Here is a 25,557-nt window from a genome sequence, read left to right on the forward strand (position 1 = left end):
TTAGGATGAATTTCAGAGGATTTTTGAAACGTATCGTTCCTTGCATTCACCCGCCCCCGGAATAAAACAGAGCGAGGACACGGTGGATGCGTTTCAACCACTCTTGCAGGCTTACTGTAACGAGCGAAAATAGACCGTTCCTCTTGCTAATGAAAGATTAGGACTAAACCAATTGACTTGAGGTGCATCGAATTCTCATCAGTTAAGAAGGACTTGGGGATCATCATCTAACGAAAGCATGAACTCAATCGCAGCAGTCTGCTCCTCTGGGGTGAATCCCGCAGCTTGATCAATCCAATACTCATGTCCACTACCATCTATGTTCGATCGCACTAAATCAGCATTTGCCCGATTTGCCTCAATCATCGGTTTGCGTAAATTGCGATCGACTAACATCCGCAAGCTTGCCGCTGGATCAGGCAAAACATGCTGCATCAATGTTCCTGCCATCCCAATTTGATCAGCTTGAGTAATTTGATAAGCTCCGGTCACGTCAGGCTGCAATGCTTCTGAACTCGCTGCGACTCCACCATCATGCAGATAAGGAGCAGTGACTGCTAAGCCAATCAAGCTAGGAACTTTATACCCTCCAGATGAATCATTCAGCGCAAATGCTCTTTGTTGATCAGACTTTGGCGTAATATCCGTTGGAACAGGCAAAACAGATGGATTCTCAGGCAGGGGAACGGATTCCCCATTGGGATACGTTTTAGGTGCAACGAAGCTTTTGGCAAAGACTTTCAAAGCAGGAGCACGCGAAGGCTGAGTTTTGACTTCTTGCTGAGAAATGACCCGGTGATTCGTGAACATTCGCCCACTGTGACATTCTGCACAGCCTGCTCGATCGAAGACTTTTGCGCCTTGCTGCAACTGCTGTAAATTTTGAGCTTCAGAGTAGGGAGGTGGAGCTAAGGTATTTTGCCAAGCAGACATCGCATTCAGTTGTTGACCTACAGGCAACCCTGGAGAACTTGCCATTAAGCCATCTAACATAAATGGTGAGCCTTTCGGATAACCAGGCATCCGAATCACTTCATTGATTGCAGGTTCGCCGGGAGTTGGATCAATTTGATCGAAAAATTCAGCCGGATTCACACCATCGGGTAGACGAAATTTCGGATTTGAAGCATTTTGCAGCAGAATGCCGAGATAGGTCTCTTTATCAATCCCAAGTGATGCCTGACTCCCATCTGCTCCAGTCGTCGTATCAGAATTGGTTGCATGAACATTGCTATTGAGCGTCGTGAGTCCGTGAAACCAGCCAATCGCTGAATGTCCGCTCCAACCGTAAGGATAAGCCTCAAATGTATAAGACGAAGGATTTTGAGAAGGATTATTCGTCATGGTTCCCGTTGAGTCGAAATTACCGGGTGCCCAACTGAGAAAATCTGCATCTACCGCATCTTCTACTGCTTTCGCATCGGGTAGCTGAGCTTCGTTGCCTTGAGCATTGATGTAACGTCGATCGCCGAATTGCAACTGAGTCGGATTGATACCTGTATGTCGGAACATTGCTGCTGAATTTGATGCAGATGCCAGAATTAGCCCCGTGTCCAAATCATTGTTAGGCGCACCTTCTAGAATTTTGCCTGTTTGACGATCGACTGCTGCATGACAAAACGCACAGGTAATTCCAACTCGGACTTTACCTTGAGATAATTCAGTCCGCATTCCGAGCGGTAAAAGCGATCGAGCCGGAATATCTAACCCCGTATTCAACAAGGTCCCTGCTTTGAATTCTCGCCCACCGAGAGTGACATCTCGATCAACTGCAACTTGTAAATTCGTGGTGGGTTGTCCTGCGAGTTTGACGATCGCTTTTGTAATACTTGCTAAATTAATTGGTCCATCTAACGCTCCTACTACATCGGTCAGAAAGCGCTCATTGCCAAAGGTTTCGCGATAGAAGGTATCTCGTCCGAGCATCAGCAAGTCTTGATTAATCTCGACTGCACCTTGTTCTGGGGAGAGTTGTTCTTTTCCGGCTTCGGTTTGCAGCAGTTGTTCTGCATCGGATGCGCTGACCACGTGACCCAAGACATCGTAGGAACCGAGACTACTGGGCGGCGCTTGAGTCACTGGAGTGTAAGTACTGCCGAGATTCGGCGGTCGCATCGGTAAGACAAGCTCAGCCTGATACCCCAGAAAGCCAAAAAAGATCAAACTTAGCAATAGCGCGATCGCGCGAACTGGCAATCGTTTCGGGTGTGACTCAAGAGAAGATTCTGGAGAAGATTCGACTGGCTCTAGCTTGTTCGATGAACTCATGCATGACCTCGATCGTGCGAATGACCTCCCGTAAAACTAAAAATTTTCTCGGTAAGAATTCGTCTACCCAAAGCGGGAGACGGCTCTATACAAAAAACGACTTGATGAATACGAAGGTTCTCTATGGAAATCCTTACAAACTTGCATCATAATCAATTCAGCTTTTGCAACATAATGATCCGTTAGAGAACACTGAGGTAAGGTATGCCAATTAAGAAAGGCGAGATGGTGCGCGTTGTGCGTGAGAAATTAGAAAACAGCGTCGAAGCAAAAGCCAGCGATCCGCGCTTCCCTAGCTATATCTTTGAAACCCAGGGTGAAGTCGTCGATTTGAAGGGCGATTATGCTTTCGTCAAATTTGGCAAAGTGCCCACTCCTAATATTTGGCTGCGTCAAGACCAGCTTGAATCCTTCAAATAGGCGCGATTCTTAAAGGATTCCCATTGTGCCGCTAGTTTCTTGATCGACAGCGCTAAGATGAAATCAAGAAGCACTGGCGGCAATTTTCATGTCTTCTTCTTTTCCAACCTGCTCCCAATTCCGCGTTTCGATCGTTGGCTCAGGCAATGTTGGGAGTGCATTAGCTCAGCGAGTTGCAGAGAAAAATTTAGCAGATGTTGTCCTACTTGATGTAGTTCGGGGTCGTCCGCAGGGATTAGCGCTCGATTTGATGGAAGCGCGTGGGGTAGAACGACACGATCGCCACATTTTTGGAACCAACGACTATCTCGACACAGCGAATTCCGATGTCATTGTGATTACAGCCGGACTGCCGCGCAAGCCCGGGATGAGCCGAGACGATTTGCTTTTAACCAATGCCAAAATCGTGCGCGATGTAGTGAAACAAGCGATCGCACATTCTCCTCATGCGGTGATTATCGTCGTTACGAATCCACTCGATGTCATGACGCATCTCGCTTGGGCAGTGAGCGATCTGCCGCCTCAACAAGTCATGGGCATGGCAGGCGTTCTCGATTCCGCTCGGTTTCAAACCTTTATCGCAATGGAACTGAATGTCTCAGTGTCAGACATTAATGCCACCGTCCTAGGCGGGCATGGCGATCTCATGGTTCCATTGCCTCGATATTCGACTGTCAATGGAATTCCAATTACAGAACTTTTACCCGAAACCACGATCGACAAACTCATCGAACGCACCCGTAATGGCGGTGCAGAAATCGTTGAGTTAATGCAGACCGGAAGCGCATTCTACGCACCTGCATCTTCAGCTTGTGCGATGGTTGAAGCAATTTTGTACAACAAATCTCGCCTGTTACCGATCGCCGCGTACCTTCAAGGAGAATATGGACTGAACGAGGTCTTCATTGGGGTTCCTTGCCGATTAGGATGCGGTGGCATCGAGAAAATCATCGAACTCAATCTCACAGATTCTGAGTTAACAGCACTTCATACTTCAGCAAAATCGATTCGAGAAAATATTGATCGTGCAAATCAACTTTTAGCAGCTACAGTGTAACCATGCTGAAAAACCCCGCTGTAGGGGGAGTCTGAACATTTAGAAACAGTGCAAACTATCGAAAGGAAATTCATCAACTTTTTGTCACCGCAAGGAACCGAAGAACATGAATCGTCGCTGGCTGATGGGCATAGTGGGTCTGATTTGTCTTGGAACCGTTGGATACACAGTCTCGATCGTGGCTGCAACGCCTGAAGAAATGCTACGTCGCCCATTTAGTTGTCCTGGCTCATCCAAAGCTGAAGCAAAGGATTTTCAGGTCTTGACAGTGCGAAAATGGGAAAAAGGCATTGTAGCTTTGTCGCGTGGAAATTGTCCGAGTGAAGCCAAATCGTTGCAAAAAGAAGCTTCAGTTCAGCCTGCCCTCAGTTATCGAGTTGTCAAACGCAATGGCATGGAATGGAGCCTAAAATCGACGGGCAGTTCCTTCAATCAGAATCCTGACAAACCCACCGCTGGAAAACAGCAAAAACTGATTCGATACCACGTCGGACGGACTCATCCCAACGTTAAAGAGCGCCATACGGTGTTCTATGGTGAAATTTTTTCTCCCGATGTTGCAGCCGTCGAGGTTGTCTTTGATAACGGTAAGGTTCTCCGAGATACAGGCACGAATGGAATGCTACTGCTGGTCGGATCTGGAGCGACGGGTATCTGCGATGTACGGGCTTTAGGGACCGATAATCAGATCTTGCAACGAGACGAGCCGATTCCCATCCAACCGACGCTGGGAAGTAATACCTGTCAACCAATTTCGGGGCAGTTATAGACTGCTCGATCGATTAAATTTCATCCATAGACTCCAGTGAATTGATAAGTATATATTGATCAATTTCCCGTAATTTGCCGGAGATTAAATTCTTGGGATGATATCAAAAATGGGCTGCCTCCGAAGAGAACAGCCCACTTATCTTAGATGCGGAACCCGGGACTTGAACCCGGAAGTCCTTGCGAACACTAGAACCTGAATCTAGCGCGTCTACCAATTCCGCCAGTCCCGCATTTATCGGTCGCGATCTCCAAGTATCGTGGATCGCATTGAAATTGTCAATCTTTTTGGAAATTGATTTTTTCTGAGTTTACGCAAAACGGGCGACGTGGAATGCGGGGCAGTGCAGAGTGATGCTGGACAATTTCCTGCTTTCCGGTAGAATCTAAACCAACTTTGAAGTCCCAAATCTTAGCGTAAATTTCAACATGCCGACCCAGGAGGACAGACCCATTACTCTCGCGCCCAATTTGTCTCAAGATTCTTCACCTGAAGAAAGTCACTCTGTACTACACATTTGGGGACAACAACCCCTGAGTGGACACGTCAAGATCAGCGGGGCTAAAAATTCCGCCCTTGTCCTCATGGCTGGGTCGATTCTTTGCTCAGGAACTTGTCGGTTACGAAATGTCCCTTCGCTGCTTGATATCACTCGCATTGGCGAGATTTTGTCAGCCTTGGGCGTTAAAGTAATCCACGATCAAGAAGCTGGCATTCTTGATTTGGATGCTTCTGATATTAACCAATCCAAAGCGCCTTACGAAATCGTTAGCAAACTCCGGGCAAGCTTCTTTGTCATTGGTCCCTTGCTGGCGCGTTTAGGCGTTGCTCAAGTGCCGTTGCCGGGTGGATGCTCGATCGGCGATCGTCCCGTTGATTTGCACGTAAAAGGCTTACAAGCCCTAGGTGCAGAAGTCATCATCGAACATGGGGTTGTCAATGCGTACGTGCGTGGAAATCGCAAACGCTTGACAGGCGCACGGATTTATCTCGATTTCCCAAGCGTGGGTGCAACCGAGAATATCATGATGGCAGCGACCTTAGCAGAAGGCGAAACAATTATTGAAAATGCCGCTCAAGAGCCGGAAGTCGTCGATTTGGCGAATTTCTGTAATGCGATGGGTGCAAAGATTCAAGGTGCAGGAACTAACCGGATTGTGATCAACGGCGTTCCCAAATTGCACGAAATTGATTATTCGGTTGTCCCGGATCGGATTGAGGCGGGAACGTTCTTGATGGCGGGTGCAATTACGCGATCGGAAATTAGCTTATCTCCTGTTGTGCCGGATCATTTGAGTGCAGCGATCGCGAAACTCAGCGAAATCGGAATTCATGTGGCAATTGATGCTCCCGATTGTGTTCGAGTGTTGCCTGCCAAAACGTTCCGGGGTACGGATATTGAAACCTTGCCTTTCCCTGGATTTCCTACAGATCTGCAAGCTCCGTTTATGTCATTGCTGACCTTAGCCGAGGGAGACAGCATGATTACAGAGACGCTGTTTGAGAATCGGCTTCAGCATGTGGCAGAACTGAATCGCATGGGCGCAGATATTCGCTTAAAAGGCAATATTGCGATCGTGCGCGGTGTGCCTCAACTGTCTGGTGCGCCTGTCCAAGGTACAGATCTGAGAGCTTCTGCCGCCTTAGTAATTGCGGGCTTGGCAGCGAATGGCATGACGACTGTAAAAGGGTTGAATCACCTCGATCGTGGGTATGACAACATTGAGGCGAAACTGCGAGGACTGGGTGCAAAAATCCAGCGTGCGCTCGATACTTCTGTTGTCAGCGCTCCCATGAAAGTCACCCTCTAAGTTCAGGCGTTTTCGTTATACTGGCTTTGAGAGATTCTGTACGCCTGAACATGTCATTCTCAAAGTCAGCCCTGATTGGGCTAAAAGCTGATCAGTTCCGTCACCCTCTAGATTTAGAGGCGACCCAAGCGTTGAAACAGTTGCCCGGATTGGATCTGGCAATTCGCGCTCTGTTGGGGAATGTGGCGGAACAATTTTTTTATCTTGAAAATATTGCCTCCAGCATTTTGGTGAGCGAGCAGCAACTCCCTGAGTTGCACCAGCTTTTGGTTGAAGCTTGTAAAGTTTTAGATTTAGACGTGCCGCAGCTTTATGTGCGTCAACATCCTGTACCGAATGCTTATACCTTCGCGATGAGAGGGAAGCAACCGTTTATTGTGATGCACACATCGCTGATTGATCTGCTCACACTTGAAGAGATTCAAGCCGTGATCGCGCATGAATTAGGGCATCTGAAGTGCGATCACAGCGTTTATTTGACGTTGGCAAATCTGCTGATTTTGGCGGCAGGTCAGTTGCCGATGGGAGGCGTTTTGACCCAAGGATTGCAAGCGCAGATTATGAATTGGGTGCGCTGTGCGGAGTTTACTTGCGATCGTGCAGCCTTGCTTGCGACTCAAGATCCGAGAATTACGATGTCGGTGATGATGAAGCTGACGGGAGGATCGCCCAAGTTGGCGAATCAGTTGAATCTCGATGCCTTTATCGCTCAAGCGCGGGCTTACGACGAGGTGAGCAAGACGGAGATTGGAGAGATGTTGAAGCAGTTGCAGACGGCGCAACTATCGCATCCGGTTCCAGTTTTGCGAGCACGGGAAATCGATCGCTGGGCGAGTTCGCAAGAGTATCAGAAGTTAATCAGTGAGCGGTCAGAAAAACCCGCGATCGGCGGCTGGCGAAACTGGTAAAAGCAATCAGCGATTTAGCACTCCCACTGCTTCAATCCGTTGGAGTGCTAAATCGCTTGGAGAGTCTTTAGAGATAAGTAGGAGAACTTGTCCACGCTTCCAGAAATGAGAGAACAAGGCTGATCCGGTTCTCCCAATTGATCAACGACAAGTGCAGCCCCAGAAAAATCGTGGCGGCAGGTGTAATCATTCATCGTGATCACCGTTTTGAGATTAGCTTGCAGAGCCGCTTGTAAGCCTGGATAGGAATCTTCGATCGCAATACAGTCTTCAGGCTCTAAATTCAATTGCTCCAACGCATACAGATAAATATCAGGTGCGGGCTTTTTCTGAGGCACAATGTCCCCTGCTGCAATCACTTCAAACCAATTCGGGCTATCGGGCGCAAGCGTTGTTTCGAGCAGGGCAATCACATTCTCAAATTGGCTCGTTGTCGCGATCGCTAATCTCACGCCTGCGTCTTTTGCCTCTTGAATCAAGCGCTGGACACCGGGACGTAATGGAATCAGCCCTTCTTTGACCAGCGTTTGATAATGCCCAGTCTTCGCAGCATGAAGCTGTGCCGCAAACGCTTTGAGATCCGCTTCAGGAGATAGCACATCATACGTTTTCACATAATGCTGAATGCGCTCTTTGCCTCCTGCAACTTCGAGGAGATCGTGATACAGGTCGATCGACCAATTCCAATCCAAGCCAAAATCCGCGAAGGCACGATTGAACGCAATGCGATGTCCATCCCGTTCGGTGTCAGCCAGCGTTCCGTCCACGTCAAAAATTAGAGCCTTAAGTGCCATAAGAATTTTGTAATCAATTTCCTGATTCGTCGAAGATGCGACTGTAGAGAACAATATCAAGATGTGCTTTTAATTACTCAGTGATTTGTTCAGGGGCGAAAACAATGAAGAACGGAAAATGGTTGAACCTAGCTGAATCCTTAACGTTAGTTGGCTCAGGAGTTGGAGCGATCGCATCGATCGCATCTCAACAATTAGCGTTCACTGCTGCTCCCGTGTCTTTTCTGTTACTTCTGAACGTTGCAAATCGCCGTCGTCTTGATAAAGAAACCCTAAACGCGGCAAATCGTAACATTGCTCATCTTGACCAGCGCTTCTCCGATGATATCAAAGCTTTAGATCAGCAAGTGCGAACACTGCCCACCTTTGTTGATCTTGCCAGCGTTCGCAAAACAATTCAGCAGAGGCACGATAACGCGATCGCTCAATTACAGCACAATGTCTCCAGCCGATTGAGCGCGATCGAAAGTCGGGATCATGAACAGCTTGAAAAAGAATTAGAGTACCTGAAGACGAAGTACTCTCAGCTAGCAGAATCGATGGCAACCGTTTCGCAGTATTTGAATCGGTTAGTGACCACAAATCGCGTCGAAAGTGCCGAAAGTGAGATTGCCGAATTACGCACCGAAGTGGAGCAATTAGCGTCGAAACTCAGCGAGGTTTCGACCAGTCAGAAGCAAGTAATTCCGCGGCTGATGCAAGATGAAATTCATCAAATTCATCGGCGGTTGAATAGCTTGCCCTCGCCTTTTGATGCGACTGCTTTAAAGCAAGAAGTAGATGGACTCGTCAAAATTGTCGGAGATTTGGTATCTCGGCGAGATATAGCAAAGCTGATGGCAGAAATTGAAAAAATCCGCCATCAACATCAAGCTTTAGAGCAAACAGTCGTTCCGATGCGATCGGTAAATACCATTATGCGAAAGCAGATGGAAACTTTATCGTCTTGGATGACAACCGGACATCCGGCTTCGCCTGGGAGCAATATCAATCTTGAGCAGTTGCAGAATACCGTCGCTCAACTCGAAGCGCGGTTAGAAGAAAGTGCAAATCTCAAAGATATGCATACCGAAATGGAAACCATGCTCAATGGGCATTTGAGCCATTTGCAAGAGCAATTTGAAAGCGTTCAGCAGCATACCCGCAGTCTCGATCGCCAACAGAAACAGCTTGCTGAATGGATGGGTCGTTTGCCTGAAATGTTGGATGCAAAAGCATTGCAAAATCAGATGAAGTATCTCACTTCCCGTTTAGAAGTCACTGAAGCTCAGCTTTCAGACCTGGTGAATACGCCAAAATCTGAGTATGAATTGATGTTTAACCTATCTCAGGCACAATCTGATCCGTTTTCAAATACTCGCGCTGTGCTACAAGAAGCATTAAGTTCGGCTCAGTCTCGTGTGATTGTGGTATTCCCTTACCCCGACCAGGCAACGCTAGATGCAGAACTGATGCAAAGCTTTCAAGACTTTCTCAATCGGGGAGGACAGCTTGATATTGGTTGGGGACATTTGGGAGATCGGCAAGCGATGCAACAAGCAAAACTGATCTCCGATCGCGAAGCTCCTTCAACCTCCAAGAGCTATATTAAGCAAATTCTGCAACAGCTTACCCAACTCAAGCGCGATTATTCTGAGCAATTTCATTTTAAGATTTTAGGCACGAATGAAAATTTCCTGGTTTGTGATTCCAGCTATGGCGTGGTTGGAATTCAACCAATTCCGACCGCTAGCGTTGCCTTTCCTGAAGTTGCATTTGGCATTCGGACTGAAAATCAAACGGTGATTCAGGGATTAGTCGATCGCTTTAACAAGCCGATGCTCGATGCAAAAGATGTAACGTCGCATTTGAATCGAGCGATCACCCGGTATGAGATGGGCGATTTTCAAGGTGCGATCGAAGACTATTCTAAAGTCGTTGAACTCGATTCAAACCATTACATTGCTTATAACAATCGGGCGCTGATTAAGTTTGAATTGGGGAATTACGCAGAAGCGATCGCAGATTTGAATCGGGCTGTGATTAGTCATTCGGGCAACTGTATTGCTTACTGTAATCGGGGTGTCATTTGGGCACACATGGGTGAGAAAAATAACGCGATCGATGATTTTAGCTATGCAATTCAAGTCGATCCGGCTTGTCTGAATGCCTATTTTCAAAGAGGCTTGGCACGGATGAAATTTGAGAATACGCTCGGTGCGATCGATGATTTTACTGCCATGATTTGTATTGATGCAATGAATGCTGTGGCTTACTTTCATCGAGGGCTAGCTCGTAGTAAAGTGAGTGATAAAACTGGAGCGATTCGGGATTTGAAAGAGGCCGCTTGGTTGTTTTCGGTACAAGGCGATCAGGCGAAACATCAACATGCGATCGCGGCAATTCATAAACTCCGCAAACGGTTTGTCACCGTAGACACTCCGGATCTGAAGCTCGTTTGTGAGGCTTAATATTGCAGCATCGCGCTTTGCGGTTTAATTGAGAGTGGACGTTACGACCTCGAAGACCATGACTCTCCAAAGTAAGCCTGCCTGGGCTGGCGATGATTTTCTCTCGCGCTGTGTCAATTTGTTGATTCAGACTCAGCCTGTTTACGCGGTGATGAAACAGCAGGCGCGCCAAGTCTTGATTAAAACGGCTGAACGAAACGGTGTGCCCTGGCGGAAACGAGTTGAAGAATTTGCGGCGGCTGAAATTGAACAATCTGCTGCTCAACTTACAAATCAGAAGGTCAGCTATCCTGATTATTATCAAGTTCCATTTCATGCTTACGAGCACGGGAATCTATGCTGGCAAGCTGCGTTTGAGGCAGAACCTGCGACTCATGCGATGGCACTCCGAGTCTGGAAGGATGAACCGCTGACGTGGGAGGAAGCTCAAGCTCGACTGCGGGGGAGCTTCCATCAGGTACTTGATCAAAATATTCAACAGCCTGTGCAAGACATTCTCGACATCGGTTGCTCGATTGGACTGTCTACTATAGCTTTACATCGGTTCTATCAGAATCGGCAGCAGCAGCAAGTTCGCACGGTTGGGCTAGATTTATCCCCTTATATGCTGGCAGTCGCTCAGTATCGGGATGGCGATCGCGAGATCAGTCAATGGATTCATGCCAATGCTGAAGCAACCGAGTTGCCCGATTGCTCATTGGATTTGATCACGATCCAGTTTGTGCTGCATGAGTTGCCGCGATATGCGACGATCGTGATTTTTCAAGAAGCACTGCGATTACTGCGTCCGGGCGGGCATCTGGCGATTGTCGATAACAATCCCCAGTCTCCAGTCATTCAGAATCTACCGCCTGTACTCTTTACGCTGATGAAAAGTACTGAGCCTTGGTCAGATGATTACTACACGTTTAATGTTGAAGCGGCTCTAGAATCTGTTGGGTTTGAGCAAGTGAAAACTGTGGCGAGTGATCCTCGCCATCGCACAATCTTGGGGCATAAACCGTGAATTTCCAGAACAAAACGATCATTCTGACCGGAGCATCGGCGGGAATTGGGAAAGAGCTAGCGCGCTCCCTCGCTCAAAAGGGCGCAAATTTGGTGCTTGCTGCTCGGAATTCAGCCGCTTTAGAAGAAACGGTTGCGTTGTGTATGGCACAGGGAGGGCAAGCAATAGCAGTCCCGACCGATGTGACTCAACCGGAAGCCTGTCAAAAACTGATTGAATCTGCGATCGCAAGATTTGGACAGATTGATGGTCTGATTAACAATGCTGGCATCTCGATGATTTGTCGGTTTGAGGAAGTCACGGATCTGACAACTTTTGATCAGATTATGCGAGTGAACTATCTAGGAGCTGTGTATTGTACGCATTCTGCTTTACCTCATCTCAAACACAGTCAAGGACTTTTAGTTGCGATCTCTTCTCTTTGCGGTAAAACAGGCGTTCCGACTCGCACAGGGTATGTTGCGAGTAAACATGCAATGCAAGGTTTTTTCGATACACTCCGAATTGAACTGCAAGGGAGTGGTGTCGATGTATTAGTAGTATCTCCGGGATTTGTTGCAACTGACATTCGAGAACGTGCTTTCGATGGGAAGGGGCAACTACTAGGGCAGAGTCCTCGCGATGAAGAACAAGGCACAATGTCTGTAGAGGAATGTGTGCGGCAAATTGTGGGTGCAATGGAAAAACGGAAACGAGAGCATTTGATGACCTTGAAAGGCAAAGCAATTCCGTGGGTAAAACTCATCGCGCCGGGGCTAGTCGATCGCATCGCTGCCTATGCTGCGCGTGTTAAGGCGGAGAAAAATAGCCCTCTTGCGTAAATCCCTGCGTCTTGACCCAAAGCAATATGCCATGAAGCACAGGACTAGATGATTCAACCCTCTCCAAGATCGCCCTACAAAGTGATCCAGTCCTAGTTCTTCCTTTAGGTGCTGATAAGCTTGCTCGATCGTCCAGCTTTGATGTGCCCAAGCCAAGAGTTGCAGCAAAAAAGTTGGGCGTTGCTGAATCACAGTATGTTTTCTTCGTTTGAATCGGTTGCAGCCCTCACCCTAACCCTCTCCCAAATTGGGAGAGGGAGCCAGAATTCTAGTTCCCCTTCTCCCAAATTGGGAGAAGGGGTTAGGGGATGAGGGCAGAATTCATGCCATCATTCAGCAACGCCAAAAGCTGAGATAGAAGCATTAGAAACTTAATACCGAATCGTCCCATCTTCAAACTTCTTTGCATCTTTGAAGGTCATGTTCTGCTTGCGCTTTAGTTCTATTCCTACTTGTAGAGAGTCTTAACGCTACTTAACGGAGTAGTATCTGCGCTCAACTAAAGCACAGGTAAGCTAGCTCTTTAGCTATTCATGTAAACAATGGCTTCAAATTACTATCTATCGTCTCGAATCATGACGTTAATTATATTCTTCTCCAATTATATTTCTCATCTATTATCCCAGTAATTACATCTGTGCTATTTGTCTACAACACTGGCAATTCATCAAAAAAATCTATTCACACACCTCAGGAGGAAAACACTATGAGCAGCGAAAGTGGATGCCCATTTATGGGTCGAGGTCAGAAACTTCAACCTCGTCATGTACCGACAAACCGAGAGTGGTGGCCGAATTATTTGAATCTGAGCATCCTCCATCAGCATACCCCCCAGGCAAATCCTATGGGTGAGGAATTCAACTACGCGGAGGAGTTCAAGAGCCTTGATTTAGCTGCCCTTAGAGCAGATATCTACGAGCTGATGACGACCTCTCAGGACTGGTGGCCAGCCGATTACGGTCATTATGGACCGCTCTTCATCCGAATGGCTTGGCACAGCGCAGGTACGTATCGGATTGGCGATGGTCGGGGTGGCGCAGGCTCGGGTAGTCAGCGCTTTGAGCCGCTCAATAGTTGGCCAGACAATGCCAACCTCGATAAGGCGCGCATGTTGCTTTGGCCGATTAAGCAGAAATATGGCAAGAAAATCTCGTGGGCTGATCTCATGGTCTTTGCGGGCAACTGCGCTCTGGAGTCGATGGGCTTCAAAACGTTGGGCTTTGCTGGCGGGCGCGTGGATGTCTGGCAGCCCGAGGAAGACATCTACTGGGGGTCTGAGAAAGCTTGGCTCGGCAATGAGCGTTACCAAGACGATCGAGTTCTGCTGAATCCCCTTGCCGCTGTTCAGATGGGTCTGATCTATGTGAACCCGGAAGGACCAGACGGCGAGCCTGATCCAGTGGGTTCAGGTCGCGATATTCGCGAGACCTTTGGTCGGATGGCGATGAATGATGCAGAGACAGTCGCGCTGGTAGCGGGCGGACATACCTTTGGCAAATGTCACGGTGCGGGCGATCCATCGCATGTTGGTGCTGAACCTGGAGGTGCGACTATCATCGATCAGGGACTGGGCTGGAAGAGCACCTTCAACACAGGTATCGGTGTCGATGCAATCACCAGTGGGATCGAAGGTGCATGGACTACTCATCCGACTCAGTGGGATAACAACTACTTCGAGAACCTATTTAACTATGAGTGGGAATTGACAAAGAGTCCCGCTGGCGCGCATCAATGGGTGCCTAAGAATGGTGCTGGTGCAAATACAGTGCCGGATGCACATGATCCATCAAAACGGCATGCTCCCATGATGACCACAGCCGACATGGCAATGAGGATGGATCCTACCTATGAGCCGATTTCGCGGCGTTACTATGAGAACCCGAATGAGTTTGCAGATGCGTTCGCCAAAGCATGGTTCAAGTTGACACACCGCGACATGGGACCACGATCGCGTTATCTCGGTTCAGAAGTTCCTGAGGAAGAATTCTTGTGGCAAGATCCTATCCCCACAGTTGACCATGAATTGATCAATGAGTCGGACATTGCCACTCTCAAAGGCAAGATTCTGGCTTCGGGACTATCTGTTTCCCAACTGGTTTCAACGGCTTGGGCATCAGCATCAACGTTTCGCTGCTCTGATATGCGGGGTGGAGCGAACGGAGGGCGCATTCGTCTCGCGCCGCAGAAGGATTGGAAAGTCAATGAACCCGCCCAATTGGCAACAGTAATCCAAACGTTAGAAGCGATCCAACGGGAGTTCAACACCTCGCAGTCTGGCGGCAAGCGGGTTTCGCTTGCTGACTTGATCGTTCTGGGCGGATGTGCAGGCATTGAACAAGCTGCAAAAAATGCGGGTCACGACGTAACGGTTCCCTTCCAGCCGGGACGCACGGATGCGGTGCAAGAGAAAACAGATGTCGAGTCCTTCGCTGTGCTCGAGCCAACGGCAGACGGGTTTCGCAACTACTCTAGCGGCAACCACAGCGAATCGCCCGAAGAGTTGCTGGTCGATCGAGCACAATTGTTGTCTCTATCAGCCCCTCAGATGACGGCTCTCTTGGGCGGCTTGCGCGTCTTGGGGGCGAACTTTGGAGGAGCCAAACAGGGTGTCTTCACCCATCGACCCGAGACGTTGACTAATGACTTCTTCGTCAACCTGCTCGACTTAGGCACGACATGGAAGGCGACTTCTGAAGATGAGTATGAGTTCGAGGGGAGCGATCGCAAAACGGGTGAACCCAAATGGACTGCGACCCGCGTTGACCTTATCTTTGGGTCAAATTCTCAGCTTCGCGCGCTTGCAGAAGTCTATGGCGCGGAGGACTCGCAACCGAAATTTGTGCAGGACTTCGTGGCAGCGTGGAACAAGGTGATGAACCTCGATCGCTATGATCTTCGTGCGGTTTCGGCGAAAAGCGCTGCGAGGGGCTTCTAAGCATCACTTATCCTCCGAGGTAAGCCACTCTTTCTCTCAAGGGCTTACCTCAAGAATTCTCATTTCGAGAACTGCTCGAGAGAGCACATTGAAATCACAATTGCATTCAGGTTGCGAGGCTAGGATCATCGCCTTCTAGCATCGTGCCCTTGAGCGTCGTGTCTTTGAGGTCTGCGCCGCTCAGGTTAGCATTCTCTAGAGCCGCATCGGTTAGATTTGCTTGCTCTAGTTCAGCATTGGCGAGGTCTGCTTCACTCAAATCCGCAGCCTCTAAGTTTGCACCACTCAGTATGGCTTGATTGAGATCTGCCTGGGTTAAAGTCGCTTGAATGAGATTTGCTACTTCGAGATCGGCATTGCTCAAATCCGCACGATCGAGCAATGCGCCTTCTAAAATCGTGCCTCCTAGCATGGCATTGCTGAGATTTGCCCCTGTCAAATCGGCTCCCGCTAGGTCTGCCCCACTCAGGTCGGTGCTGCTGAAGTCAGTATTGATCAAGGTCGCATTTCTTAGGCTCGCGCCTTCTAAGTTAGCACCTGCGAACACGGCATTGCTGAGATTCACCCCTGATAAATCTGCTTCTGCGAGATCGACGTTACTAAAGTCGCGATCGCCACTTTCATACCGCTGCTGTAGTTGCTGAACGTCTATCGGTTGTACCATCGCAAACCTCCTAGTCCCCTTATGTCGCTTTCTTCGGCTTTTGTAAAGTTTGAGTGTATGGGTTCTCACGACGAAAAGCGTCTACCTGTTGTCATACGCCCCGCAATCAAAACACTTCTTAACACTTCCGATTTACATCCATCCGATGTTATGGCGTTTTTAGTTAAGGCAATTCTTTCGGGTTACTTAATCTTTTTGACTGATTCTGACTTGAAATCGACAATCAATCAAGGCATCAAAGGGCGCGATGGGCTGAACCTATAGCCTAACCCTATCCGTGTAAGAACTCACCCCCGAAAGTCAGACTCAGCAGACCTATTTAATTTTCGTCAATTTTTTCATTCCCAGAGGAACAGAAGAGGGACATAAGGAGCCTGTGAGGAAGAATTTCCCGCAGCTATGGGGGTAGGATAACTTTTTGAGCTAACCCAACCTGTCTAAGCAGCCAAATTGCCCACCACGTTACATCGATTTCCCACCAGCGCCATCCTGCTTTCGCTACATGAGGATAAGCATGATGATTGTTATGCCACCCTTCACCATAGGTCAGAATTGCTGCCCACCATAAATTTCGAGAGCCATCGGGAATATCAAACGATCGATATCCCCAAACATGCGTCACAGAATTAATAAACCAAGTACTATGCCAGAGCAGCACCGCTCTGACAAACATGCCATAAATCACGAACGACCAACCGCCAATCATATAGAGCAAGAGTCCGAGCGGAAGCTGTAGGAGAACAAAGTAACGATTCAACCAGCGATAGAATGGATCGCGCGCGAGATCTGGCGCAAAGCGTTTATATTGCTCATAGTCAAAAAACTCAGCATGAGGATAGAAGATCCACAGCATATGACTCCACCAGAAGCCTCGCCGAGCAGAGTAAGGATCTTTCTCTTCATCTTCTGTATGAGCATGATGTAAGCGATGCCCAGCTACCCAAAAAATTGGTCCGCCTTGTAAAGCTAAAGCACCAATCAGTGCGATCGCATATTCCAACCCTTTCGGAACTTGAAAACTTCGATGGCTCAACAAGCGATGATACCCCAGACAAATCCCAATGCTGCCAAAGAACCAATGAAGCACTAGCATTGTCCCCAAAGCTGACCATGAAAAGAACCAAGGTGCTAGCAGTGCAAGGGCATGAATCAGGGCAAAAAATGCGACGGTTCCCCAATTCAAAGGCGGATTAGACCTTGACAATAAAGATTCAGATGACATAACGTTCTTCCTCAACCACACTATCAGTCAATTAGAGCCATTCCTATGACGTTACTGAAGCTTGTAGCAGTGCTGAGATCGCTGGATAGCGAACAGCTCGTTCAGAACTCATTAATTCACTGCATCACTAGCCAGTAAAGAATGGCAGCAGAATCATGGAATGCTCATCACTCCATGATCTTTTGCATTAAGCTTAGCGCTTAGACATCTTCTGGATAGAGATTGCTATAGCGATTGAGTTCATCGACAGTAATCAGATTTTTCAGTCCTTCTTGACGCGATCGCAGAAGTTCCTGGCTCAGATGTGCAATTTCGCCGTCTGGTAAGTCTGCTTGTGCTAGCTCATCAAAAAACTGATGATAAACATCCCGAAGCTGATGAGCAAACTTAAATCGAAGTTGCTGGGCTTGGAGTCGCTTTTGTGCCAGCGTCGATTCTGGTGCTTGATTTGCCCAATCTTGCGGCTTGAGAAAGACTTCGGTCAGTTCAGCTTCTGGGCTACCCGGTTCCGACTCGTAGGCATATTCCCATCGAGCCAGGGGTGGCAATGACATGAGAATCGATTCAGTCCGTCCATTCGTTTGCAAGCCGAATACAGTGCCACGATCGTAGACCAAATTAAATTCGGCATAGCGTCCTCGGCGGTAAAGTTGGAAATTGCGTTCGCGATCGCCATAGTTCATTGATTGGCGTTTTTGTGCAATCGGTAAGTAAGCAGGAAGAAACGCATTCCCACAGCTTTGAACGAAGGCAAAAAGTTCTTCCCAAGTCCGAGGAACAGAACCAACTTGCTGACTATATTGTGCAGCGAGTGACTCTGATTGTGATCCAACATAAAGCGATCCATTACCATCCTGGTAATCGAAGAAGATGCCGCCAATACCTCGCTGCTCTTGACGATGACGCAAGTAAAAATACTCGTCACACCACAGTTTGAAGGCAGGATAGTAAGCCGGATGATGGGCATCGCAGGCATTTTTTAGGGTTTGATGGAAGTGAATGGCATCTTCTGCGAAAGGATAGTACGGTGTTAAATCTGCACCGCCGCCAAACCACCAAATCGAACCTGCTTCAAAGTAGCGATAGTTGAGGTGAACAGTCGGAACATAAGGGTTGCGAGGATGCAGTACCATTGAGATTCCAGTGGCGAAGAAAGGCTGTCCAGCAGCCTCTGGACGCTGTGCCAGAATAGAGGGGGGCAAACTTTCACCCCAAACCTCAGAAAAGTTCACGCCACCTTGTTCAAACACTCGCCCATCGCGAATCACGCGAGTCCTTCCCTCGCCGCCTTCGGTGCGTTCCCAATGGTCTTCTTGAAATTTTGCTTCTCCATCTAGTTGCTCTAGTGCAGCACAAATTTCATCTTGTAGGTTCTGGACAAATTGTTTTGCTCTCTGCCGTGAGTCTACAGGGGGCAGAGAGTTTGTCAAAGAAGTGGATTGCAAAAGAGTATTTCTAGCCATAGCAGGGGTAGTGAGTTGCTTTAATCACTCTATGGTTATTAAACTGACTAACTACAAAACTGTTTCAAAACTTAATACAAAGCGTTAAATCATCAAACGAGCTAGAAAGGCTCTAATCATGCACACTTCCATCGGGCATAATTGCGCCTTGCAAATCTGCATCGGTCAAATCGGTTCCCGTCAGATCTGCACCTTGCAAATTCGCATTGCATAGGTTTGCGCCGCTCAAGTTCGCATAACTTAAATCAGCCCCGCGCAAACTTGATGCACTCAAGTCCGTAATCAAATCTCCCCAGAGCAATCTGCGACTCAAATTTGCTCGACATAGCTTCGCACCATCTAGATCCGCATGATGAAGTACCACAGCCCCCAAATCGGCATAGCTCAAATCTGCACCACTCAACACTGCAAATCCGAGATCCGTTCGCTGGTCAGAACTAGGACGAAGATCCGCTTCAATTAACAATGCGTGTGAGAGCTTGGCATGAGTGAGATTTGCACCGCATAAACTCGCTTTCACTAAATTGGCTTCATCTAATCGAGCGTGAACTAACTTGGCTCCCGTGAGATCAGCCTCACGTAAACTGACTCGATATAAATCTGCTTCACTTAAATCAGTTCCCCAAAGAATTGCTTCACTTAAGTTTGCTTCGCGCAGACAAGCTTGATGAAAGTTAATTTTGCCGAGTCGCGTCTGACGTAGATCTGCATGACTAAAATCGGCTCGGCTCAAGTTCGCATTGGTTAGTTCAGCATCCTGTAAAGCAATGCGCTGAAAGTTGCGTTCTCCAGTGTTATATCGTTTGAGTAGCTCATCTACTTTCATCGCGTTCACTCTTCCTCGATCGTAGTTTCATTCTTCATCTTATGCTGTGAGTGCTGGAATACAGCCCACCCCAGATACGATGTTTCTTCGAGCATGACTATACTCTCGAAAAAATCAACAAATGGGCTTGACATTTTATAACTGTCTAGCTATTAAGTTAGATAGCTGATTATTCAGACTACTTTGTATTTTACTCATCCATACGGATTTATCAACTCATGACAACGCTATTGCAAAGACGTGATCGTGTCCCCCTCTGGGATCGCTTCTGTGATTGGATTACGAGTACCGAGAATCGGCTTTATATTGGTTGGTTTGGGGTGTTGTTGATTCCGACTGCGCTGACCGCCGCGATCGTATTTATTCTTGCGATGATTGCGGCTCCTCCGGTAGATATTGATGGCATTCGAGAACCCGTTTCTGGGTCATTGCTCTACGGAAATAACATTATTACAGCGACCGTTGTGCCAACTTCTGCGGCAATTGGCTTACATTTTTATCCCATTTGGGAAGCCGCTTCATTGGATGAATGGCTCTACAATGGTGGTCCTTATGAATTGATTGTCTTTCACTTCCTGATTGCGATTTTCGCCTACATGGGGCGGCAATGGGAATTGAGCTATCGCCTAGGAATGCGTCCTTGGATTCCAGTTGCATTCTCTGCTCCAGTCGCAGCAGCAACCTCTGTACTCCTGATTTACCCCATCGGACAAGGAAGCTTTTCTGATGGTTTGATGCTCGGCATTTCAGGAACGTTCAACTTTATGATTGTGTTCACGGCTGAACATAACATTCTCATGCACCCGTTTCACATGCTAGGGGTGATCGGGGTCTTTGGAGGTGCATTATTTAGCGCAATGCATGGTTCGTTAGTGACATCTTCTTTGATTCGCGAAACAGCAGAAACGGAATCTCAGAACTATGGCTATAAGTTTGGACAAGAAGAAGAAACCTACAATATCATCGCAGCACACGGGTATTTTGGGCGATTGATCTTCCAGTATGCGAGCTTCAACAATTCGCGCTGGCTACACTTCGTGCTTGCTGCTTTTCCAGTGATGGGAATTTGGTTTGCTGCTCTGGGAATTAGCACCATGGCGTTTAATCTCAATGGGTTTAACTTCAATAGTTCGATTCTCGATAGTCAAGGGCGAACGATCGAGACTTGGGCAGATTTGCTCAATCGAGCAAATGTTGGGATTGAAGTGATGCACGAGCGCAATGCTCACAATTTTCCGCTTGATTTAGCATCAGGTGCAGCTCAACCGCTAGCACTGATAGCCCCGACCATCCAGAGTTAGTCTGATCTTCCTTCATCAACGAGCGTCCTCTAACCAGGACGCTTTCTTGCCAGAGTTTTTAGGAGAGCCTGAATGAAATCCCCCATCCGAGAATTCTTTTTCTGGTCATTGCTGAGTACCTGGGTAATGGTGATCTCACTAGGATTAGGAGTATTGATGAGTTCACCTGCAAGGGCAGAGATTCGGCAGTTAGAAGAAGCACCGGGACAAAGTGTGATCCAATCTCGACAATTGCTGCAAGACCAGCATGGAAATCGCTGGCAAGCGATCGCATTTCAACGCAGTTATCCCAATGGTCAAACCAGTTTTGATCTCAGGCTTGTGGGGTTTCCGGGAATTGCCAACATTGATCACTCTCAGCCTTTGATGCTCACAAATTCTTTGGGCGCAAATTTGACTGCTCACGCAAATGATCAAGCAATTTTTACCGATAAAACTCATCCCGAACCGAATGTTGGTCAATACGATTTACAGGCTGTATTCCCTCAGATGCAGGCAGAAATCCCACTCAAACTTTCAATCCCAACGCTTCAAGACGAGTCGGTTCGTCTCTCAGTTTCACCTTTGATTATTCAGGAATGGAAGGCTGTTGCAAGCAGTGAATTGCAGATTAAAAAATAGAGGTTTTATTCCGTAAACTCTTTAAGCTTGCCGCTTGCTGTTGGACTCGTTCACTGATGCGATCGCACGCTAGCTCGCAAAACTCAAAAATCATTGGATCAGCGATTTCGTAGTAGGCACTTGTACCTTTCGCCTCCCGCGATAAGATTCCGGCTTGATAGAGCACTTTGAGATGCTTTGATAAATTCGCCTGCCCTAAACCTGTTGCTTCGGAGATTTCCATCACATTCATCGCGCCCGATCGCAAACAAGTCAGAATCTGAAGCCGACTCATCTCTGACAAGACTTTGAAATAGTCGGCAACAGCAGCAAGAATCGCTGGATCTGCTTTTGATGGTTTAGTTTTTGGCATAGGGTAATTCAGCAATCAATTAGGGTAATTTTATAACTAATTAGGATTATAGCCAATTACCGAACTAACTCAGATTAGAGCGTCGATCATAGATATACATAGATATGAATGCTTGAAAAGACTTGTGCTATGTCACGTGCATAGTAAGAGAGAGCATTATCAGCTTAACTCTGAAGATATAAAACCTGTGGAGACCTTCGCTCTTTAGCGTTGCTAAATGCTGCGCGGACTTCGTTTGTGTAGCCGCGAATTCCATTCGCACGGCATTTGTCGCAAACATTCTTCAATTCGGTATCAGGTCTATTTTTGAGTAGATGCTATCTTTGTGTGATTTCTTCGCTATAATACTACGGTGAATCGGCCGACTCACCGTAGTATTTCATAAAATCGCCAAATGTTAGTTTTTGCTGAGCAAATTCCGTTAATTTGGTCAAACCGATCAAGCTTTATTTGATTATTCCTTCAAGTCACAACTAGAATTTATGCAATACAATTCCCTTGGTGAAAGTAACCTCAAAGTTTCTGAAATTTGCCTAGGTACGATGACCTTTGGGCAGCAAAATACAATCGAAGAAGCCCATCAACAACTTGATTACGCTCTCGATCGTGGCATTAATTTTATTGATGCCGCAGAAATGTATCCTGTTCCACCACGTGCTGAAACCCATGGCGTGACTGAAACTTACATTGGTGAGTGGCTAAAACACCAGCAAAGAGACAAAGTGATTGTCGCCACGAAAGTGATTGGTGCAGGACGACGGTTCAAATGGGTACGTGAGGGGGTGAACAAAGTCGATCGCGATAGTGTAAAACAAGCGATCGACGATAGCCTCAAGCGGCTCCAAACTGATTATGTCGATCTGTACCAAATTCATTGGCCCGATCGCTATGTGCCACAATTTGGACAAACCATTTTTGATCCCAAGCAAGAGCGGGAAACAGTTCCCATTGCTGAACAGTTGGAAGTATTTGCAGATCTGATCAAGGCTGGAAAAATTCGCTACTTGGGACTGAGCAACGAAACCCCTTGGGGCATTACAACGTTTAGCTATCTTGCTCAACAATTAGGATTACCGAAAGTGGTGTCGATTCAAAATGCTTACAACTTATTGAATCGGGTCTTTGATTCTGCATTGGCAGAAGCTTCGTACCGCGAGAATGTGGGTTTACTAGCTTATAGTCCTTTAGCATTTGGATTTTTGTCTGGAAAGTATTTACAAGGCGATCCTGGAACGACTCGAATTACCTTGTTTGAGCAGTTTGGACAGCGTTATCTTAAACCTAGAGTCAAGGAAGCGGTTGCGGCTTATGCTGAGGTTGCAAAATGTCACAACCTTAGTCCGACAGCATTAGCGTTAGCATTTGTTCGGAGTCGTTGGTTTGTGAGCAGTACTATTATCGGTGCAACAACCCTAGACCAACTTCGAGAAAATATCGATAGCATCAAAGTTGATCTAACTCCAGACATTCTCAAAGACATTGAGGAAGTTTACACGCAATATCCCAATCCGGCTCCTTAAGTCGGTTTGCACTCAATGTCTGACCATCGAGCGTTCTGCTGCGAGGTGCAGCGGTGGGAGATGTCGATCGCATGACTAAAAATTACGAGTCGGTCAAGCAATTCGACATCTCCAGAAGAAATCTTGAGAAGCGTAGTCAGTTCGATTCGGCAATACCTGAAGAAAAGACAGAACTCATAGCCAATCAATTTGTAAAGGGGCAGAACTCCGCCCCCTAAATTCCCCATTTTGGGGAACTTTGAGAATCTTAGATCACTACGATCGTGGAAATTTTCTAAGATTTGATCAGCGTTGATCGTTAGGAATATCTCAATGTCGCATTTGTTTGAACCCCTTACCCTTCGAGATGTCACTCTCCGCAATCGCATTGTCGTCTCCCCCATGTGCCAATACTCCAGCATTGATGGATATGCCAATGATTGGCACTGGGTTCATTTAACAAGTCGTGCTGTTGGTGGAGCAGGATTAGTGTTTACTGAAGCAGCCGCGATCGAACCCCAGGGACGCATTAGCCCCGAAGATTTAGGAATTTGGTCAGATGATCAGATTGAAGCTTTAGCAAAAATTGTCACGAGTATTCATAACTGTGGTGCGGTTGCAGGCATTCAACTCGCCCATGCAGGCAGAAAAGCAAGTACTGCAAAACCGAGCAAAGGGGGACATGCGATCGATGAGTCTCAGGGAGGATGGCGACCGATTGTATCGAGTAGTGCCGTTGCATTTAGTCCCAAGCATCCAACACCAGAAGCCTTGACTGTCGAAGAAATTCAGCAAACGACTGAGGCATTTGCTCAAGCCGCGCGTCGATCAGTAGAAGCTGGATTTCGAGTCATTGAAATTCACGCAGCACATGGGTATTTACTGCATCAATTTCTCTCGCCTTTGGTGAATCAACGACAAGATGAGTATGGTGGCAGCTTTGAAAATCGCACTCGATTTCTCCAAGAGGTCGTTCGAGCAGTGCGGGAGATTGTACCAGAACGCGATTCGCTCTGGGTTCGCATCTCAGCAACCGATTGGGCAGAGCAAGGATGGACATTGAACAAAGCATTTCTCTGAGCGATAAGATCAAATCTCTTGGCGTTGATGTGATTGACTGTTCTTCGGGTGGAACGATCCCTGGCGTGAAAATCCCTCTATCTCCGGGCTACCAAGTGCCCTTTGCTGAACGAATTCGTCGAGAAGCCAAAATTCAAACGGGTGCAGTGGGATTGATCACCTCTGCTGAACTAGCAGATTATATTATCCGTGCAGGTCAAGCAGATGTTGTCTTGATAGGGCGGGAATTCTTGCGGAATCCCTATTGGGCACTTCAAGCAGCAAAAGAACTAGGTCAGGAAAAAGTCTATCCCGTGCAATATGAACGAGCCTGGATTTAATGACAGAGTGTCGCGGTCGGATGGAACCTGTATGAACGCACCTCTAGCACCTCTACAGTTGGGGCTAGTGGGGTTAGAGAGTAACCTACTTCGGATTGTCGATCGTCACTTCATAGTTCACCACTCCGAGCCAAGGAGCTTGAGGTTGCTGATAAGGTTTGAACTTCAAAGGTGCTAGATCAGCGTTGCGAATGAGGTGAGCCATAAAGTGCAGCGAACCTTGTAGCAAATCTGCGCTGAGTAAATCGCGTTCTAAATTTGTCGATCGTAGTTTTTGTGTAAACGATTTCATCAATTTCTTGAGAAAACTTGCATTCTGAGACAATTCTAAATACGCAAACGTAGCACTGCGAATTTCAGCTTCAATCTTGGCAGGATTCGTAATTCTCTGACCATCTAGGATGCCATTAAATCTGCGCTGAATGAATGTTCTTACATGCTCCGAATAAGGCTGAGCATGATATTTCTGCATCGCTTCAGATAAAAGCATCTTGGAATTTCCATTGAGCATTGCGCCAACCACCCAAGCAGCAACATCTGCCGCATAATCTGACTCTGAAGCAAACCGATCGAGCGCATCCCCTAAGCCTTTGAACTTTTCTGGAGTGGCGCGATACGTCTCGATCGAAGACCCAATATCACCCGCCCAAGAGGTATGATCTCCTGTCCAGCGCGTCAAATCTGACCATTGCAGCCCTGGCTGATTGATTTGATCCGACAAAGACGCAATGAAATGTCCAAAATCGATGTTTTCACCTGCTAAGATCACATCTTGATTGAGTTTACCTTCAATAAATGCTTGCTCAAACCCTGTCACAACCGTCCAGACTTTCGTCGTATAGCTCGGCTTCGTATAGCCGCGTAAACGATTTGTAATCTCGTAAGTCGAAGCATCAGGGTGAGATTGTTCAAAATCGCTGATAAATTGAAGAACGGTTGTGAAATCAGTCATAGGACAGAAAGAGAAGCG

20 protein-coding genes, 1 tRNA gene and 1 pseudogene are annotated in these 25,557 nt (G+C 47.3%); 13 read left to right on the forward strand and 9 right to left on the reverse strand.

Annotated elements, in window-relative coordinates:
- Positions 1-198: 198 nt before the first annotated feature.
- Complete coding sequence (locus J0L70_RS02360; RefSeq protein WP_287452938.1) at positions 199-2,268, reverse strand: hypothetical protein; 2,070 nt, start codon at positions 2,266-2,268, stop codon at positions 199-201.
- A 204-nt stretch (positions 2,269-2,472) separates the two neighbouring features.
- Between J0L70_RS02360 and J0L70_RS02365 the strand changes: the two genes are divergently transcribed.
- The 3 genes from J0L70_RS02365 to J0L70_RS02375 all read left to right on the forward strand — a co-directional run bounded on the left by J0L70_RS02365 (position 2,473) and on the right by J0L70_RS02375 (position 4,514).
- Positions 2,473-2,688: an NAD(P)H-quinone oxidoreductase subunit O gene (locus J0L70_RS02365; protein WP_017290342.1), complete on the forward strand. Its 216-nt coding sequence runs from the start codon at positions 2,473-2,475 to the stop codon at positions 2,686-2,688.
- 88 nt (positions 2,689-2,776) lie between these two features.
- Complete coding sequence (mdh, locus tag J0L70_RS02370; protein ID WP_287452939.1) at positions 2,777-3,745, forward strand: malate dehydrogenase; 969 nt, start codon at positions 2,777-2,779, stop codon at positions 3,743-3,745.
- A gap of 106 nt (positions 3,746-3,851) precedes the next feature.
- On the forward strand, positions 3,852-4,514 hold the full coding sequence (locus tag J0L70_RS02375) for a hypothetical protein (protein WP_190653415.1): 663 nt from the start codon (positions 3,852-3,854) through the stop codon (positions 4,512-4,514).
- 148 nt (positions 4,515-4,662) lie between these two features.
- Here the strand turns inward: J0L70_RS02375 and J0L70_RS02380 are convergent.
- Positions 4,663-4,746, reverse strand: a tRNA-Leu gene (locus tag J0L70_RS02380).
- Between the two features lie 196 nt (positions 4,747-4,942).
- On the opposite strand from J0L70_RS02380, the gene murA reads away from it, so the two are divergent.
- Positions 4,943-6,325: a UDP-N-acetylglucosamine 1-carboxyvinyltransferase gene (gene murA / locus J0L70_RS02385; RefSeq protein ID WP_287452940.1), complete on the forward strand. Its 1,383-nt coding sequence runs from the start codon at positions 4,943-4,945 to the stop codon at positions 6,323-6,325.
- 50 nt (positions 6,326-6,375) lie between these two features.
- Entirely contained in the window at positions 6,376-7,233 is an 858-nt protein-coding gene (locus J0L70_RS02390) for a M48 family metallopeptidase (RefSeq protein ID WP_190653413.1), read from the forward strand.
- A gap of 47 nt (positions 7,234-7,280) precedes the next feature.
- Here the strand turns inward: J0L70_RS02390 and J0L70_RS02395 are convergent, their stop codons facing one another.
- Positions 7,281-8,027 carry an HAD family hydrolase gene (locus J0L70_RS02395; RefSeq protein ID WP_287452941.1) on the reverse strand — a complete coding sequence of 249 codons (747 nt, stop codon included), beginning with the start codon at positions 8,025-8,027 and terminating at the stop codon, positions 7,281-7,283.
- Between the two features lie 104 nt (positions 8,028-8,131).
- Here J0L70_RS02395 and J0L70_RS02400 point away from each other — a divergent pair, with 104 nt between their 5' ends.
- The 4 genes from J0L70_RS02400 to katG all read left to right on the forward strand — a co-directional run bounded on the left by J0L70_RS02400 (position 8,132) and on the right by katG (position 15,239).
- Complete coding sequence (locus J0L70_RS02400; RefSeq protein ID WP_287452942.1) at positions 8,132-10,477, forward strand: tetratricopeptide repeat protein; 2,346 nt, start codon at positions 8,132-8,134, stop codon at positions 10,475-10,477.
- Positions 10,478-10,535: 58 nt separating this feature from the next.
- Positions 10,536-11,483, forward strand: coding sequence for a class I SAM-dependent methyltransferase (locus tag J0L70_RS02405; protein WP_287452943.1), 948 nt, complete (start codon positions 10,536-10,538; stop codon positions 11,481-11,483).
- Positions 11,480-12,304 carry an SDR family oxidoreductase gene (locus J0L70_RS02410; protein ID WP_190653409.1) on the forward strand — a complete coding sequence of 275 codons (825 nt, stop codon included), beginning with the start codon at positions 11,480-11,482 and terminating at the stop codon, positions 12,302-12,304. The genes J0L70_RS02405 and J0L70_RS02410 overlap by 4 nt, the downstream gene beginning before the upstream one ends.
- A 706-nt stretch (positions 12,305-13,010) precedes the next feature.
- Positions 13,011-15,239, forward strand: coding sequence for a catalase/peroxidase HPI (gene katG / locus J0L70_RS02415; protein ID WP_287452944.1), 2,229 nt, complete (start codon positions 13,011-13,013; stop codon positions 15,237-15,239).
- 106 nt (positions 15,240-15,345) lie between these two features.
- Here the strand turns inward: katG and J0L70_RS02420 are convergent, their stop codons facing one another.
- The 4 genes from J0L70_RS02420 to hetL form a co-directional block, all read right to left on the reverse strand.
- A complete protein-coding gene (locus tag J0L70_RS02420; RefSeq protein WP_287452945.1) occupies positions 15,346-15,903 on the reverse strand; it encodes a pentapeptide repeat-containing protein in 558 nt (185 codons plus the stop codon).
- A gap of 397 nt (positions 15,904-16,300) precedes the next feature.
- Positions 16,301-17,125: an acyl-CoA desaturase gene (locus J0L70_RS02425; protein WP_287452947.1), complete on the reverse strand. Its 825-nt coding sequence runs from the start codon at positions 17,123-17,125 to the stop codon at positions 16,301-16,303.
- A gap of 200 nt (positions 17,126-17,325) precedes the next feature.
- Positions 17,326-18,588 (reverse strand): oxygen-dependent coproporphyrinogen oxidase, encoded by a 1,263-nt coding sequence (gene hemF, locus J0L70_RS02430; RefSeq protein WP_502711019.1) that lies wholly within the window; start codon positions 18,586-18,588, stop codon positions 17,326-17,328.
- 112 nt (positions 18,589-18,700) lie between these two features.
- Positions 18,701-19,414 (reverse strand): heterocyst differentiation pentapeptide repeat protein HetL, encoded by a 714-nt coding sequence (gene hetL, locus J0L70_RS02435; RefSeq protein ID WP_017290328.1) that lies wholly within the window; start codon positions 19,412-19,414, stop codon positions 18,701-18,703.
- A 218-nt stretch (positions 19,415-19,632) separates the two neighbouring features.
- Between hetL and psbA the strand changes: the two genes are divergently transcribed.
- Positions 19,633-20,715, forward strand: coding sequence for a photosystem II q(b) protein (gene psbA / locus J0L70_RS02440; protein WP_017290327.1), 1,083 nt, complete (start codon positions 19,633-19,635; stop codon positions 20,713-20,715).
- A gap of 72 nt (positions 20,716-20,787) precedes the next feature.
- The gene (locus tag J0L70_RS02445; RefSeq protein WP_242044368.1) at positions 20,788-21,336 is read left to right on the forward strand and encodes a DUF3122 domain-containing protein; all 549 of its coding nucleotides are present in this window, start codon (positions 20,788-20,790) and stop codon (positions 21,334-21,336) included.
- Here J0L70_RS02445 and J0L70_RS02450 read toward each other — a convergent pair.
- Entirely contained in the window at positions 21,326-21,688 is a 363-nt protein-coding gene (locus J0L70_RS02450; RefSeq protein ID WP_017290325.1) for an ArsR/SmtB family transcription factor, read from the reverse strand. The genes J0L70_RS02445 and J0L70_RS02450 overlap by 11 nt on opposite strands.
- Before the next feature lie 482 nt (positions 21,689-22,170).
- Between J0L70_RS02450 and J0L70_RS02455 the strand changes: the two genes are divergently transcribed.
- Both J0L70_RS02455 and J0L70_RS02460 read left to right on the forward strand, forming a co-directional pair.
- Positions 22,171-23,208, forward strand: coding sequence for an aldo/keto reductase (locus J0L70_RS02455; protein ID WP_287452949.1), 1,038 nt, complete (start codon positions 22,171-22,173; stop codon positions 23,206-23,208).
- A gap of 381 nt (positions 23,209-23,589) precedes the next feature.
- Positions 23,590-24,587: pseudogene (locus J0L70_RS02460) on the forward strand (NADH:flavin oxidoreductase/NADH oxidase).
- 85 nt (positions 24,588-24,672) lie between these two features.
- On the opposite strand, the gene J0L70_RS02465 reads toward J0L70_RS02460, so the two are convergent.
- Positions 24,673-25,539, reverse strand: coding sequence for a hypothetical protein (locus J0L70_RS02465; RefSeq protein ID WP_287452951.1), 867 nt, complete (start codon positions 25,537-25,539; stop codon positions 24,673-24,675).
- Positions 25,540-25,557: the final 18 nt, after the last annotated feature.

This window comes from Leptolyngbya sp. UWPOB_LEPTO1 (assembly GCF_017302695.1).
GTDB classification, from domain to species: Bacteria; Cyanobacteriota; Cyanobacteriia; order Leptolyngbyales; family Leptolyngbyaceae; genus Leptolyngbya; species Leptolyngbya boryana.

What these genes read in the sequence shown, in the direction of transcription:
- J0L70_RS02360 (WP_287452938.1), bottom strand. Translation starts at nt 2,268, where the DNA reads ATGAGTTCATCGAACAAGCTAGAGCCAGTCGAATCTTCTCCAGAATCT.
- J0L70_RS02365 (WP_017290342.1), top strand. Translation starts at nt 2,473, where the DNA reads ATGCCAATTAAGAAAGGCGAGATGGTGCGCGTTGTGCGTGAGAAATTA.
- mdh (WP_287452939.1), top strand. Translation starts at nt 2,777, where the DNA reads ATGTCTTCTTCTTTTCCAACCTGCTCCCAATTCCGCGTTTCGATCGTT.
- J0L70_RS02375 (WP_190653415.1), top strand. Translation starts at nt 3,852, where the DNA reads ATGAATCGTCGCTGGCTGATGGGCATAGTGGGTCTGATTTGTCTTGGA.
- murA (WP_287452940.1), top strand. Translation starts at nt 4,943, where the DNA reads ATGCCGACCCAGGAGGACAGACCCATTACTCTCGCGCCCAATTTGTCT.
- J0L70_RS02390 (WP_190653413.1), top strand. Translation starts at nt 6,376, where the DNA reads ATGTCATTCTCAAAGTCAGCCCTGATTGGGCTAAAAGCTGATCAGTTC.
- J0L70_RS02395 (WP_287452941.1), bottom strand. Translation starts at nt 8,027, where the DNA reads ATGGCACTTAAGGCTCTAATTTTTGACGTGGACGGAACGCTGGCTGAC.
- J0L70_RS02400 (WP_287452942.1), top strand. Translation starts at nt 8,132, where the DNA reads ATGAAGAACGGAAAATGGTTGAACCTAGCTGAATCCTTAACGTTAGTT.
- J0L70_RS02405 (WP_287452943.1), top strand. Translation starts at nt 10,536, where the DNA reads ATGACTCTCCAAAGTAAGCCTGCCTGGGCTGGCGATGATTTTCTCTCG.
- katG (WP_287452944.1), top strand. Translation starts at nt 13,011, where the DNA reads ATGAGCAGCGAAAGTGGATGCCCATTTATGGGTCGAGGTCAGAAACTT.
- J0L70_RS02420 (WP_287452945.1), bottom strand. Translation starts at nt 15,903, where the DNA reads ATGGTACAACCGATAGACGTTCAGCAACTACAGCAGCGGTATGAAAGT.
- J0L70_RS02425 (WP_287452947.1), bottom strand. Translation starts at nt 17,125, where the DNA reads ATGTCATCTGAATCTTTATTGTCAAGGTCTAATCCGCCTTTGAATTGG.
- hemF (WP_502711019.1), bottom strand. Translation starts at nt 18,588, where the DNA reads ATGGCTAGAAATACTCTTTTGCAATCCACTTCTTTGACAAACTCTCTG.
- hetL (WP_017290328.1), bottom strand. Translation starts at nt 19,414, where the DNA reads ATGAAAGTAGATGAGCTACTCAAACGATATAACACTGGAGAACGCAAC.
- psbA (WP_017290327.1), top strand. Translation starts at nt 19,633, where the DNA reads ATGACAACGCTATTGCAAAGACGTGATCGTGTCCCCCTCTGGGATCGC.
- J0L70_RS02445 (WP_242044368.1), top strand. Translation starts at nt 20,788, where the DNA reads ATGAAATCCCCCATCCGAGAATTCTTTTTCTGGTCATTGCTGAGTACC.
- J0L70_RS02450 (WP_017290325.1), bottom strand. Translation starts at nt 21,688, where the DNA reads ATGCCAAAAACTAAACCATCAAAAGCAGATCCAGCGATTCTTGCTGCT.
- J0L70_RS02455 (WP_287452949.1), top strand. Translation starts at nt 22,171, where the DNA reads ATGCAATACAATTCCCTTGGTGAAAGTAACCTCAAAGTTTCTGAAATT.
- J0L70_RS02465 (WP_287452951.1), bottom strand. Translation starts at nt 25,539, where the DNA reads ATGACTGATTTCACAACCGTTCTTCAATTTATCAGCGATTTTGAACAA.